Annotated in this window: 15 protein-coding genes; 8 read left to right on the top strand and 7 right to left on the bottom strand. The window is 72.2% G+C overall.

The window, feature by feature from the left end:
* Positions 1-107 precede the first annotated feature (107 nt).
* The 8 genes from ACYVF7_RS04535 to ACYVF7_RS04500 all read left to right on the top strand — a co-directional run bounded on the left by ACYVF7_RS04535 (position 108) and on the right by ACYVF7_RS04500 (position 7,014).
* Entirely contained in the window at positions 108-530 is a 423-nt protein-coding gene (locus tag ACYVF7_RS04535) for a GNAT family N-acetyltransferase (RefSeq protein WP_460335286.1), read from the top strand.
* Between the two features lie 221 nt (positions 531-751).
* Positions 752-2,677 carry a phosphatase PAP2 family protein gene (locus ACYVF7_RS04530; RefSeq protein WP_460335283.1) on the top strand — a complete coding sequence of 642 codons (1,926 nt, stop codon included), beginning with the start codon at positions 752-754 and terminating at the stop codon, positions 2,675-2,677.
* Between the two features lie 139 nt (positions 2,678-2,816).
* Positions 2,817-2,972, top strand: coding sequence for a hypothetical protein (locus ACYVF7_RS04525; protein ID WP_460335280.1), 156 nt, complete (start codon positions 2,817-2,819; stop codon positions 2,970-2,972).
* Positions 2,973-2,980: 8 nt separating this feature from the next.
* Complete coding sequence (locus ACYVF7_RS04520; protein WP_460335277.1) at positions 2,981-3,298, top strand: YciI family protein; 318 nt, start codon at positions 2,981-2,983, stop codon at positions 3,296-3,298.
* Positions 3,295-4,554 carry an RNA polymerase sigma factor gene (locus tag ACYVF7_RS04515; protein WP_460335274.1) on the top strand — a complete coding sequence of 420 codons (1,260 nt, stop codon included), beginning with the start codon at positions 3,295-3,297 and terminating at the stop codon, positions 4,552-4,554. The genes ACYVF7_RS04520 and ACYVF7_RS04515 overlap by 4 nt, the downstream gene beginning before the upstream one ends.
* A 68-nt stretch (positions 4,555-4,622) precedes the next feature.
* Entirely contained in the window at positions 4,623-5,168 is a 546-nt protein-coding gene (locus ACYVF7_RS04510) for an RNA polymerase sigma factor (protein ID WP_460335271.1), read from the top strand.
* A complete protein-coding gene (locus tag ACYVF7_RS04505; protein WP_460335268.1) occupies positions 5,165-6,052 on the top strand; it encodes a hypothetical protein in 888 nt (295 codons plus the stop codon). Before ACYVF7_RS04510 ends, ACYVF7_RS04505 begins: the two co-directional genes overlap by 4 nt.
* A gap of 128 nt (positions 6,053-6,180) precedes the next feature.
* Positions 6,181-7,014, top strand: a complete 834-nt coding sequence (locus tag ACYVF7_RS04500; RefSeq protein ID WP_460335265.1) for an alpha/beta fold hydrolase — start codon at positions 6,181-6,183, stop codon at positions 7,012-7,014.
* A gap of 11 nt (positions 7,015-7,025) precedes the next feature.
* Here the strand turns inward: ACYVF7_RS04500 and ACYVF7_RS04495 are convergent, their stop codons facing one another.
* From ACYVF7_RS04495 to ACYVF7_RS04465, 7 genes are all read right to left on the bottom strand, one after another.
* On the bottom strand, positions 7,026-7,313 hold the full coding sequence (locus ACYVF7_RS04495; protein ID WP_460335262.1) for a YiaA/YiaB family inner membrane protein: 288 nt from the start codon (positions 7,311-7,313) through the stop codon (positions 7,026-7,028).
* Positions 7,314-7,367: 54 nt separating this feature from the next.
* Positions 7,368-7,859 (bottom strand): cytidine/deoxycytidylate deaminase family protein, encoded by a 492-nt coding sequence (locus ACYVF7_RS04490; protein WP_460357787.1) that lies wholly within the window; start codon positions 7,857-7,859, stop codon positions 7,368-7,370.
* A 9-nt stretch (positions 7,860-7,868) separates the two neighbouring features.
* Positions 7,869-8,552 carry a RibD family protein gene (locus tag ACYVF7_RS04485; RefSeq protein ID WP_460335259.1) on the bottom strand — a complete coding sequence of 228 codons (684 nt, stop codon included), beginning with the start codon at positions 8,550-8,552 and terminating at the stop codon, positions 7,869-7,871.
* A gap of 187 nt (positions 8,553-8,739) precedes the next feature.
* Complete coding sequence (locus ACYVF7_RS04480; protein WP_460335256.1) at positions 8,740-9,717, bottom strand: NAD(P)-dependent alcohol dehydrogenase; 978 nt, start codon at positions 9,715-9,717, stop codon at positions 8,740-8,742.
* A 90-nt stretch (positions 9,718-9,807) separates the two neighbouring features.
* A complete protein-coding gene (locus ACYVF7_RS04475) occupies positions 9,808-10,695 on the bottom strand; it encodes a DUF2306 domain-containing protein (RefSeq protein ID WP_460335253.1) in 888 nt (295 codons plus the stop codon).
* Positions 10,696-10,805: 110 nt separating this feature from the next.
* Positions 10,806-11,477 (bottom strand): response regulator, encoded by a 672-nt coding sequence (locus tag ACYVF7_RS04470; RefSeq protein ID WP_460335251.1) that lies wholly within the window; start codon positions 11,475-11,477, stop codon positions 10,806-10,808.
* Positions 11,474-12,613 (bottom strand): sensor histidine kinase, encoded by a 1,140-nt coding sequence (locus ACYVF7_RS04465; protein ID WP_460335249.1) that lies wholly within the window; start codon positions 12,611-12,613, stop codon positions 11,474-11,476. Before ACYVF7_RS04465 ends, ACYVF7_RS04470 begins: the two co-directional genes overlap by 4 nt.
* Positions 12,614-12,730 lie beyond the last annotated feature (117 nt).

Genomic DNA, 12,730 nt, shown 5'->3' with positions numbered 1-12,730 from the left:
CGCGGAACGGCCTGTGCGGAACGGCCAGCGCGGAAGGGTTGGCGCGGGACGGTCGGCGCCGGACGGTCGGGCGCCGCTGGGTCTCTGGCTGCCGATACGTTCGTGGCGTGAACGACGTCAAGATCCGGTACGGGCGGGCCGATGAGGCGGAGGCGGTCCTGGCCTTCTGGAAGTCGGCCGCCGAGGGGACCGACCGGCACGATTCGGTCGCGGCCTATCACGCGCTGGTCGCGCGCGACCCGGAGGCCGTGCTGCTCGCGGAGCTCGACGGCGAGCTCGTCGGCACTCTGATCGCCGGCTGGGACGGCTGGCGGGCGCATCTCTACCGTCTCGCCGTGCATCCGGACCACCGCCGCAAGGGCATCGCTCGCGCCCTGATCGGCTTCGCCGAGCAGCGGATGCGGGAGTTCGGTGCCTTCCGCGCCGACGCGATGGTGCTGGACGACAACGACCTGGCCGCCCCCGCCTGGACCGCCGCCGGCTATCACCCCCAGCCGGAATGGAGCCGCTGGGTCAAGCGCCTCCCCTGACCGCAGCGTGCCCCGGACTCGCCCGACGGCGTCAGCATGGTGGACCCGGCGCGACGGCCGGCCGTAGACGCAGGCCGTGAGGTGCGGCGTTCACATCTCGCACATCCGCCGTTCGCCGCTCGGTCGCCGCCGTACCCGATGCTGCGCCGGGGACCGCTCTGAGCAGCTCCCCGCCTCACTGCTCAAAGCCACCTGCCGCGTGGCCTGCTCAAAGGACGAACGTGACGTCTCCTGCGACCCCCGTGGATCGACGGCGTTTTCTGCGCACCTCTCTCGGCGCCTCGGCCGCCCTCCTGACCGCGCCGACCGCCCTCGATCTGCTCGTCGACCCGCGGCGCGCCGGCGCGGTCACTGCCGCCGGCCCGTCGTCCACCGCGTTCGTCGACGCCTACACCACGAACACCATGGCGGACCTGACCGCCGCGGGCAACGCCGCCGTACGCGCCCTGGGCGGCTTCGCCGGCCTGTGGCGTACCGGCGACGCCTGGAACACCGGGACCGTCCTCGACCGCGAGACGCTGCGCGCCAACATGCGCTACTGCGCCGCGATCACGCGCGCCCGTACGGAAGAGGAGGCGAAGGACGCCTTCATTCACGACCGGCAGCACCAGAGCTACGGGGTCATCGCCGGGCTCGGTCCGCTCGCGCCGTACTACTACGCGGGGGCCAAGGCCGTCACCAGCGTCGTCTCCGCTCCGGACGGCACCCCCGACGGTCTCGTCGACGACGGCGTCCCGCCCGGTGCCCCGGCCGGGTCGGCCATCGGCGCGGGCTCGCCCGACTCCGACCTCGGCCGCGTCGTCCAGCTCGTGAACACGCTGCGCGGGCCGTACGCCTCCGGGAACCCGAGCAAGTTCGCCTACCAGTATCCGCGTCCGTGGCGGATGACCGAGGGCAGCACGGTCGTGGACACCGGCAAGGTGGACGCGCTGGGCTTCCCCGTCTATGAGTCGGACGTCGTCGTGGCCCCGCAGCTCCTCCGGCAGCGCTCGACGACGCCGACGAGTGACGGAGGCTTCCCGAGCGGCCACACCAACGCCTTCTACCTCGCCGCGCTCGCCCTCGCGTACGCCGTTCCGGAGCGGTTCCAGGAGCTCGTGGCGCACGCCTCGTACCTCTCGGACACCCGGATCGTGGCCGGCATGCACTCCACCGTGGACGTCATCGGCGGCCGCGTCCTGGCCACCGCGCTCGCCGCGGCCACGCTGTACGACCCGGCCAACGCGTCCCTCAAGGCCGCCGCGCGGGCGCAGGCCGCCGCGTACTTCCAGGCTCGCACCGGCAGCACCGCCGACACCCTCTTCGCCTTCGCGCACTCCGCCGGCCCGGGCACCGACCCGTACGCCGACCGTGCCGCGAACGCGGCCCAGGTGACCCGGCGCTCGACCTACGTCCTGCGGAGGCGGGGGCGGGACGTCCCGCTGACCGTGCCGAAGGGCGCCGAGGTCCTGCTGGAGACGCGCCAGCCGTACCTGACCGCCGAGCAGCGCCGTGCCGTCCTCCGCTCCACCGCGCTGCCCGCCGGGTATCCGCTGCTGGACGGGTACGAGGAATGGGGACGGCTCGACCTGTTCGCCGCGGCGGACGGCTATGGCCGCTTCGAATCGGACGTACGGGTGACGCTCACCGCGGCCGACGGCGGCCTCGCCGCCGCCGACAGCTGGCGCAACGACATCGACGGCCCCGGTGGCCTGGTCAAGCTCGGCACCGGCGCGCTCACGCTCACCGGCCGCAACCGCTACACCGGCGGAACGGCCGTCGACGCCGGAACGCTCGTCGCCGCGTCCACGACCGCCCTCGGCTCCGGCGACGTACGGCTCCGCGGCGGGACACTCCGGGTGGCGCCCGCTGCTCCGCTTCACGTCCGAGGGACGTTCGCCCAGAGTGCCGGAGGGGCGCTCGAGGTGACACTGGACCGTCACCGCCGGGCGGCGCTGGACGTCGAGGGCCGGGCCCGCCTCGACGGCGGCACCCTCAGGCTCACCCTGGACCCGGCGGCCCGGCCACCGTACGGCGCCGCGCTCCCGGTTCTGCGGGCCCGCGTCCTCGACGGCCGGTTCGCGGCCGTCACGGTCGACGTTCCCGGCGTGCGCGCGGAGCCGATCTACACGCGACACGGCGTCTCCGTACGGCTCTCCACACGGTAGGGGCCGGCCCGTCTGCCGCGCAGAACCGGTGCGGAAAGAAGTCGACGGTCCCTGTCCATCCCGGGTCCTCCCGTTCGTCGTGGTGCTGTCGGACGAATCCGGAGGCGCCCCGCCCGGGGCGCGGGACAGGAGAATCGACATGACCGATCCGCTCAGCTCGCTCGTGATGCAGGCGTACGCCACCCGATCGGTGCGGTCCGCCCTGCCGGACGCGCCCGTCGCCCCGGCGAAGCGGCGCGGGAGGATCTCCGTCATCAGGGCGCTCGTCCGGCGCGCGACCAACTGGGAGGCATGATGCGGTACATGATGTTGATCTGCGGCGACGAGACCCTCGAGGTGAGCCCGGAGGAGGCCGATCCCACGGCGTGGGTCACCGAGATGGAACGCCGCGGCGTACGCCTGCAGGGATCGCGGCTGCGGCCGGTGAGTGACGCCACGACCGTTCGGGCCAGCGGTGATGAGGTGCTGCTGTCCGACGGACCGTTCGCGGAGACGAAGGAGCAGGTCGGAGGCTTCGACATCATCGAGTGCGCGGACCTCGACGAGGCGATCGAGATCGCGTCCAAGCACCCGGTCGCACGGTTCGGGTCGATCGAGCTCAGGCCGCTGTGGGAGGAATGACGCCCGAGGTCGAGGCGGCGATCGCCGCCGCGTTCCATGAGGAGCGGGCAAGCGTCGTCGCCACCCTGATCCGGGCGACCGGTGACTGGGACCTCGCCGAGGAATGCACGCAGGAGGCCTTCGCGCTCGCGCTGGAACGCTGGCCGCGCGACGGCCTCCCGCGCCGCCCCGGCGCCTGGCTCACCACGGCGGCGCGCAACCGCGCCGTGGACCGGCTCCGCCGGCGATCGACCGAGGCCGCCAAGCTCCGGCAGGTCGCGGCGGCGGTTCGGCCGGGCGATGACGCCGTCGACGAGAGCGGCGTGCGCGACGACCGGCTGCGGCTGATCTTCACCTGCTGCCACCCCGCCTTGGCCCTCGATGCGAGGGTGGCCCTCACCCTGCGGACGCTGGCCGGTCTGACCACCGCCGAGATCGCCCGGGCGTTCCTGGTCCCCGAGCAGACGATGGCCAAGCGCCTGGTCCGGGCGAAGCAGAAGATCCGGAACGCCGGCATCCCCTACCGCGTGCCACCGGCCCACCTGCTGCCCGAGCGAACGGGAGGGGTCCTCGCCGTCCTCTACCTGCTGTTCAACGAGGGGTACGCGGCGAGCGCGGGCGCGGACCTCGTGCGGCACGACCTGTGCGCCGAGGCCATCCGGCTCGGCCGCCTCCTCGTACGGCTGATGCCGGACGAACCCGAGGCCCATGGCCTGCTCGCGCTCATGCTCCTCCACCACGCCCGCCGCGCCGCCCGCGTCGACGACACCGGCGCGCTGGTGACCCTGGAGGACCAGGACCGCACGCGCTGGGATCGCGGTGAGATCGGCGACGGGGTAGCCCTCCTGGAGAGGGCCCTGCGGCGAGGCCGGCCCGGGCCGTTCCAGATCCAGGCCGCCATCTCGGCCTGCCACGCCACGGCGGCCGACGCGGCCGACACCGACTGGGCGCAGATCGCCGCCCTGTACGGGGAACTGGTACGGATCGTCCCCTCCGCGGTCGTACGCCTGAACCGGGCGGTCGCGGTGGCGATGGCCGACGGCCCGGCGGCGGGCCTGAAGATCGTGGAATCCCTGGAGGCGTCGGGCGACGCGGCCGGTTATCGCCTGCTGCCCGCGACGCGCGCCGACCTGCTCCGCCGCCTCGGGCGCCTCGGCGAGGCCGCCGACGCCTACCGTGACGCGCTCGCCCTTGCGGCGACCGAGGCGGAACGGCGCTACCTGACCCGCCGCCTCGCCGAGATGACGGACCCGGGGGCTGCCGTCGGCGACAGGTGAAAGAAATCCGGCGGGGTCGGACATGTGGGGGTGCCGACCGAACACCGTCCGAGGAGGACGAGTCCCCATTGGACAAAGACGAGTTCGCCACCGTCTACGAGCGGAACTACCGACCTCTGCTCGGCTACGCCCTGCGGCGCTGTCATTCCCCCGACGACGCCGCCGACGTGGTGGCCGAGACGTTCGCCATCGCCTGGCGCCGGGCGGACGACCTGCCGCGCGGCGACGAGGCCCGCCTCTGGCTGTACGGGACGGCGCGACGGGTGCTCGCCAACCATCGCCGCGGCGAGCGAAGACACGCGATCAAGACGGCGGTGCTCCGTGACGAGCTGGCCGTCCTGCCGGCCACGGCCTCGGACACTCCGGACGACACCCCCGTCGCGGAGGTGTTCCGCGCCCTGCCGGACCGCGACCGGGAACTGCTCGCCCTGGTCGCCTGGGAAGGTCTCGGCATTGCCGAGATCGCCAAAGTCCTCGAGTGCTCGCGCAACGCCGTGAGCATCCGCCTGCACCGCGCCCGGAAGCGCTTCGCCCGCGCCCTGCGAGCCGCCGGCGTCGACCAGGCGCAGGCCGTTCGGACCGCCGACCCCACGTTCCAAGGGAGCCGACCGTGACCACTTCCAGGATCGATGAGCTGGTGACAGGACTGGCCGGCGTCCGCGACGACCAGGTCCCCGGGCCGGCCACACCGGGCGCTCAGGCCCTCCTGACCGCCGTCACGGCGGAGAGCCGGACCAGTACGGGGGTTAGCCGGACCGGCACCCGCACGCGCCGCCGCTACGGACGGCTCGCGATCGGCGCGGCTGCGGCCACCGCGGCGGCCGGTGTCGCCGTCGTCGCGCTGGACGCCGGCGGTCCCGCGCCGCTGCGCAGCTACGCGAACGCGGCCATGGACATCGAGCGCACGAACGACACCTACCGGGTGCACATCAAGAACATCTACGCCGACCAGCGAGAGTTCCACGAGGCGTTCGCCAAGCTGGGCCTGAACGTGGCGCTGTCGATCGTCCCGGTCTCCTCCCGGCACGTACGCGAGATCATCGGCTTCCAGACGACCGCGAATCAGATCGGAACCATGCTGGACTGCCCGCACCGCAAGGGCACCGCATGCCCGCTGACCGTCGAACTACGCGGCAAGGCAACACGCGAGGACAAGACGATGATCTTCATCGGCCGGGCCGCCCGTCCCGGGGAGGTGTACTACGACCAGCGTTCCGGCGTGGGCGACAACCCGCCGAGCCTGCACCTGACCGGACATACGATCGACGAGGCACTGGCGCTGCTGCACAAGCGGAAGATGACGGCCGCGTATCTCATCGGGGAGTTCAAGAAGGACGGCTCGGGGAGCTCCTACGAACCGCCGCCCGCCTGGCGCCCCCGCGGCGACCGGCGTGTCACGGGCGCGTGGATCCGCAGCTCCGACTCGGTCACCCTCCTGGTCTCCCCGGCGAAGAACGACCCGGCCCCTGATCCAAGGCGGAGCAGCCTCCCCTGGTAGCGAGCCCGCCGTCCCTGGCGAGTGGTGAACGAGCACCGCGCCCGCCGGGGACACCGTGCTCGAGAGATCGCCCTGGCCGGGAGATACCGGATTGCCGCCGTCACTGCCTCTGTGGTCGTCTTGGGCGCATGCTGACCTTCTCGTCCCATGACGGCACCGTCCTGGCCTACCGGCTCGCGGGCCAGGGCGAGCCGCTCGTATGCCTCGCGGGAGGTCCCGGTCGGCCGTCGGGATACGTGGGCGACCTCGGCGGCCTCGCGGCCACCCGGCGGTTGATCATCCTGGACGGCCGTGGGACCGGTGACTCGGCGGTGCCGGAGGACCCGGACACGTACGGGGTCGACCGGCTCGTCGCCGACGTCGAGGCGCTGCGGGAGCATCTCGGGCTGGAGACGATGGACCTGCTCGGCCATTCCGCAGGCGCCGACCTGGCCGTCCTCTACGCGGCACGCCACCCGCGCCGGATCCGCCGGCTCGTCCTGGTGACACCGAGCTCGCGCGCCGTCGGCCTCGACCCGACCGACGAGGAGTGGTTCGCCGCGGTCGAGCGCCGATCGGCGGAGCCGTGGTACGCGACCGCCCGCGCCGCGCTCGACGCCTGGGACGCCGGCGACGAGCGGGACGAGACCCGCCGGGCCACCCGCCCCTTCCTCTACAGCCCCTGGAACGACGCCGCCGAGGCGCACGACCGGTCATTCCCGCCCGTACAGGCCGCCGCCCAGGGGTTCTACGGCAAGGGCACGCTCGACCCGGACGCCACCCGTACCGCCGTCAAGGGACTACCGGCGCCCGTCCTGGTCATCGCCGGGGAGGACGACCTGGCCCCGACCGCCGACCATGCCGCCGCGTACGCCGCGCTCTTCCCCGACGCGCGGAGCACTTCCGTGCCCGGAGCCCACTTCCCCTGGGTCACCGCACCGAAGGAGTTCACCGCGGCCGTGGAGCGATTCCTCGGCGCCTGATCGCGCACGGATCAGGGGGTGGCGTTGAACGGGTCGTGCTCGGCCAGCAGCCGGTCCAACCGGGCCTGGTCCACGCGCCCGGTGATCGTTGCCGTCTCCTGACGGTCCCGCACGCACTTGGCCAGCGTGAACGTGGAGGTCACCGCGTACAGCAGCGCGAGCCCGAGGAACGCCCTGATCCAGCCACCGACCGGCAGGTAGGCGATGCCGATCGCACAGGCCGCCAATGACACCCCGAAGGAGATGGCCGCCTGAACCATGAACGCGGCCGTGGTACTCGGCCTGACCGGTGTGCTCATGTCCACATCGTCGGCCGATCCGGCCTTGCCCACATGAGCAGTAGTACTCAACTCTCACACCGCTCGGAACCGTGCCCCCGCGTTGGCGTCCGGGTCGAGGAGGTGGGCGTTCGCCGCCGCTGCCGCCTCGGCCAGGTCGGGCACCTCCACGATCGTGATCCCGGCGGCCCGCAGGGCATCGGCCCCGTGGGCGTCGGCGACGAAGACCGGTGGTTCGCGCCAGGCGATGACCACGCGCCTGATCCCGGAGGCGATGATCAGCTCAGCGCACGTACGGGGCCTGGAGCTGCGCCGGGTGCAGGGTTCGAGGGAACTGTAGAGCGTGGCGCCGGGCAGGCGCTCGTCGTCGGGCGCGATCTTGCTCAGGGCGGACTCTTCGGCGTGGAAGTGCGGTCGCTCCCGCGAGAAGCCCTGAGAGATCTCGCTTCCCTGCCCGCCCACGATCACGCACCCGACCGAGAACGCGGTGTCACTGGGTGGGCACTGCTTGGCCAGGCCGATGGCGAGGGACAGCCATCCGTAGTCTTCCGAACGGCTGGGGGGCACGAGAGGCAACTACTCGACCTTCTCCTTGGGGAGGTAGCGCAGAAATGCTATGTCCCCGATCGTGCGCGCCTCCGCGAGCCTCATCCGGTCCCCGGGCCCGTTGGGGAAGTCCCCTGGATTGACGAACCGCGGGGCGGCGGGGTCGCCGAGGAAGAACGGCGCGATGGCGAGGTGGATCTCATCGGCCAGGCCGGCGGTGAGGAACTGCGTGTGAATCGTCCCGCCGCCTTCGACCATGAGCCGTTCGACGCCCCGCCGACCGAGGTCGTCGAGCATGGCCTCGAAGTCGAGACCGGAGCCGAGACCCGCGACGTCGGCGAGGTCCCCCAGCCGTTCCCGCAGCCCGGGAACGGCCGAGTCCGGGCAGTACACGAGCTTGCCGCCGCCGTGATGCCAGAACTTCAGGTCCCGGTCGAGGTCACCGCTGCGGGTGACGGTGACCTTCAACGGGTACGGCGGCAGGCCGCGTGCCTCACGCTCGTCGCGCCGCTCGGTGGAGTTCACCAGCAGCTTGGGGTTGTCCCGCCGCAGGGTGGTGGCGCCGATGAGGATGGCGTCGGACTCGGCGCGTACCTGGTCGACGCGGTCGAGGTCGGCCTCGTTCGACAGCACCAGGCGGTCGGGACCGGCGTCGTCGATGTAACCGTCGATGGACGCGGCCACACTGAGCAGCACGTACGGTCGCGTGGTCATTTCCGCTACGCCTTCTTAGGAACGCACGTCGAAGCCGGCGCTGGACAGGACCTCGAACGGGCCGAAGACGTCGATCTCATCGAACACGACGATCTCAACGCGCATCCCAGTCCCCGATCAGCAACACGACGGCCAGGTTATCCGGCCGACTCAAGGCACGTCAGGCGGAGGCGTTCGTCGCCGGCGCTCACCGAACGGTGACGACGAGCTTGCCGCGTGCGTGCCCCTGCTCGACGTGGCGCAGGGCTTCGGCGGTGTCGACCAGCTGGTAGGTCCGGCCGAGGATCGGCGTCAGCTTCCCGTCCTGGATGAGCCGGGTGACGGCGAGCAGGTCGTCCCGGCTCTGGCGGGTCATGAGCGGCCGGAGCCGCTCCCGGACGAAGCCGTTGACGACGGCGGCGCGGAGCATGGCGCCGACCGCCCCGACCACGCGGCCGGGTGAGCCTCCGGCGTTGAGCACGAGGATCCCCTTCGGGGCCAGCGCCGCGCGCACCCGGTTCAGCGGCCGGTTGCCCACGTTGTCGAGGATCACGTCGTAGCGCACGCGTCCGTCGGCGAAGTCCGCACGCGTGTAGTCGATGACGTGCGCGGCGCCGATGGAGCGCACGAGCTCGACGTTGGCCGTACCGCACACGCCCGTGACGTCCGCGCCCAGCGCCGCCGCGATCTGGACGGCGTACGTGCCGACACCGCCCGCGGCGCCGTTGACGAGCACCCGGTGCCCGGCCCGTACCTCGCCGGCGTCCCGTACGGCGCGCAGGGCGGTCGTGGCCGCCATCGGGACCGCCGCCGCCTGCTCGAAGGTCAGCTCGGCCGGCTTCGGCACCACCTTGTCCGCCGTGGTCCGCGCGTACTCGGCGAACGAACCCGGGCAGAAGCCGAGCACCTCGTCGCCGGGCCGCAGCCCGCGTACGTTCGCGCCGACCGCCTCCACCAGTCCCGCCGCGTCGATCCCGGCCACCGGTGCCTTCGGCCTGAGCAGCCCCACTCCCCCCATGAGCCGCGCGATGCGGGGGTCGCCGCGGAGCAGGTGCCAGTCGTACGGGTTGAGCGCGGCCGCGTGCACCTGGACCAGCACGTCGTCCGGCCCGATCTCAGGTGGGTCGATGTCCGCCAGCCGCAGGACGTCCGGGGAGCCGAACCGTTCCTGGACGATCGCCTTCATCTGGTCTCCTCAAAGCTCGCATGGAGTGGTGGTCGCAGCCGCCGCATCCGCGTGACGGGCCGGCGGTCGGCCGTCCGGTGCCGGCACCGCTCACGCATCCGCGTACGGCGGCGACGGGGTGCGTGGAGGAGGCACGGAACGGCTCGGGCGGCCGCCTCCGGATGACGCGACCGAACGGCTCGGGCGGCCACCTCCGGATGACGCGACCGAACGGCTCGATGCGCCGCCTGCGGGTGATGCGACCGATCGGCTCGGGCGGTGCCTGCGGATGAGCCATTCGGCGAAGGCGAGATTGATCAGCCAGCCCGCGCCCATGGTCAGCGCACTGCTGGGCTTGCCGAGCGGCCCGACCAGCAGGATCCAGGACCCCTGGGTGAACACCTGAGTGCCCGCGCCGAGCCCGATCGCGTACCCGCGGATCATCCAGGCGCGATGCCGGGCGATGTCCCGCCGCCGGATCGCGGCGAAGCCGAGGACGATGGAGACGATCATGGCCGAGCCGAATACGAGCCGGAGGCCGCTGAGGAGATCGCCTGTGGTGGCGGGACGAGGGTAGAACACGGTCATCCACAGGCCCGAAAGCGCTGCGGCGAGTCCGGACGGCACCAGGAGCCGCCCGACGACGCGGTGTCGGCGGGGGTTCCGGCGGCGGAGTCCCGGGAGGAACTGGAAGGCGCCCAGAACGCTGTACAGCGTGACACTGATGATGTGCACGGTCACGGGTACGGGCGACGCGAAGAACCGGGCGTTCCCGGGCGTGACGACCGCACCGCCGAGCAGCTCGGCCAGGCGGGCCATGCCGGCGGACACCGGAACGACGGTGAGCAGGAGCAGCCCTGCGGCCACGAGCCGGTCCGTCCTGGCGGAGACCGGGCGCTTTACCTTGGCGGAGGGGGTCACGGCGAGGTCCCTTCTGGGGTCCGATCGGCGGCGGCCGGCCCGCGTCGCGGTGACGGGGGCGGAGGTCTCGCCGGTCATGACTCGATCGTGACCGCGAACGCGGTGCGATTCATCGATAGAAGGGCCTGAGCCCAGTCGGCCGATCATCCGACCGAAGGACCGTACTTTCGGCCGAGGGGCCTCCGGTGTCAGCGCGTCCCGAACCGGTTGCCGACGCGCTTGGTCTCGTACGCCCAGATGGCGATGTCGACGCGGTTCCGGACACCGAGCTTGATCATCAGGCTGGTGATGTGCGTCTTGACCGTGCTGAGCGTGATGTGGAGCTCGCGGGCGATCTCGCTGTTGGTCCGGCCCCGGGCCACGGCGGCGAGGATCTGCTCTTCCCGGTCCGTGAGCGCGTCGATGGGCTGGAGCGTCGCCGGCGCGGGTGCGGCGTCGGCGAAGGCCTGCAGGAGGCGTGCGGTGATGCTCGGGGCGATGAGCGCCTCGCCGTCGGCGGCGGCGTGGACGGCCTGGGCGAGCAGTTCGGGGCCCGCGTCTTTGAGCAGGAATCCCCGGGCGCCGGCCTTGAGCGCGGCGTAGACGTATTCGTCGAGGTCGAAGGTGGTGATCACGACGACGGCGAGAGGGGCCTCGACCGCCGGGCCGGCGAGGACGCGGGTGGCTTCGATGCCGTCCATGCCCGGCATGCGGATGTCGAACAGGCACACGTCCGGGCGTTCGCGCTGGGCGAGTTCGACGGCTCGCCGTCCGTCGGCCGCCTCGCCGACGACGTCGATGCCCGGCTGCGCGTTCAGGATCATCCTGAGCCCGGTACGGACGATCTCCTGGTCGTCAGCGACGATCACCCGGATGCTCATCTCGCCCACCCGGCACGAGGCAGTACGGCGGTCACGGTCCAACCTCGCTCGGGATCCGGCCCGGCCTCGCAGGTGCCGCCGAGGAGGCCGGCCCGTTCGCTCATGCCGATGAGCCCGTATCCCGGCGACGTGGCCGGGCGCATGAGGCTGGTGTCGCCGTCATCGTTCACCCGCAGGCGCACCGACAGGTCGTCGGCGGCGACGTGGACCTCGATACGGGTCGCGTGCCGGGCGTGGCGCCGGGCGTTGGTGACCGACTCCTGGGCCAGGCGGTAGATGGCCGCGGCGACCGACGGCGGGAGATCGCCGAGGTCACCGTTGATCTCCACCTTCACGGACGGACCGGTGCTCGTCCGGCTCGCGAGTCGCTGGAGATCGGCGATGTGCGGGCTGGGCGCCAGCTCCACCGGCTGGTCGCGGCGAAGAGCGCGGACGATGGTGCGCATCTCGGTAAGGGTGCGCGACGCTTCGCTCTCGATCAGGCGAAGCGCGTCGGTCGCGGCGTCCGGGTCCGATGGCGAGGTCGCCAGACCCGCCTGTGCGCGGATCGCGATCGCCGAGACGTGATGCGCGACGGTGTCGTGGAGGTCGCGGGCCATGCGTTCGCGTTCGAGCAGTTTGACCTGGTCGAGCGCGCGCATCCGCGCGCCGGCCCGATACCGGAACGCTCCGCCCAGCGCCATCGCGGCGAACAGGATGGCGAATGCGGCCACCGTGGAGCCAGGGCTCATGTCGCCGGAGATCAGCGAGACGACCACCTTGACCGTGATGATCGCCGACCCGGCCACGGCCTCACGTCCGGACCCCCACCGGAACAGCGCGTACGGGAAGAGCACCATGTACACCTGGGTGTTCAGCCCTGGCGGGTCTCCGGTCGTGAGCAACGGGGCAAGGCCGCAGGCGCCGAAGGCGATCGCCACCATCAGCAGCGGTCGGGTCCGGCGCCACAGCAGCGTGGGCACCAGCCCGACGGTGAGGATCAGCGAGAGCACCCGCCACGGAACATCCGGCCGGAAAATGCCTTCGAGCACCGCGGCGGGCACGAGCACCCCGACGAGCGCCCAGTCCCTCCACACGCGCGTCGGCGGGTCGGGGGGTCGGGGCTCCTGCCACACCGAGCGGAGGAGGGCGAGCACGACACCATGGTACGAAGGACCGCGCCGTACGCCAGGTGCCGTCGTTGACCTCATTCGGCAAGCGCTCTCGGTGACGACGCCACGTCGCCGTACGGCCATGGGGACCGACCTGGGCGC

It is taken from the genome of Actinoallomurus acanthiterrae (assembly GCF_054775715.1).
The sequence above is the reverse complement of the archived record's forward strand: the minus strand, read 5'-3'. Positions and strand labels throughout refer to the sequence as shown.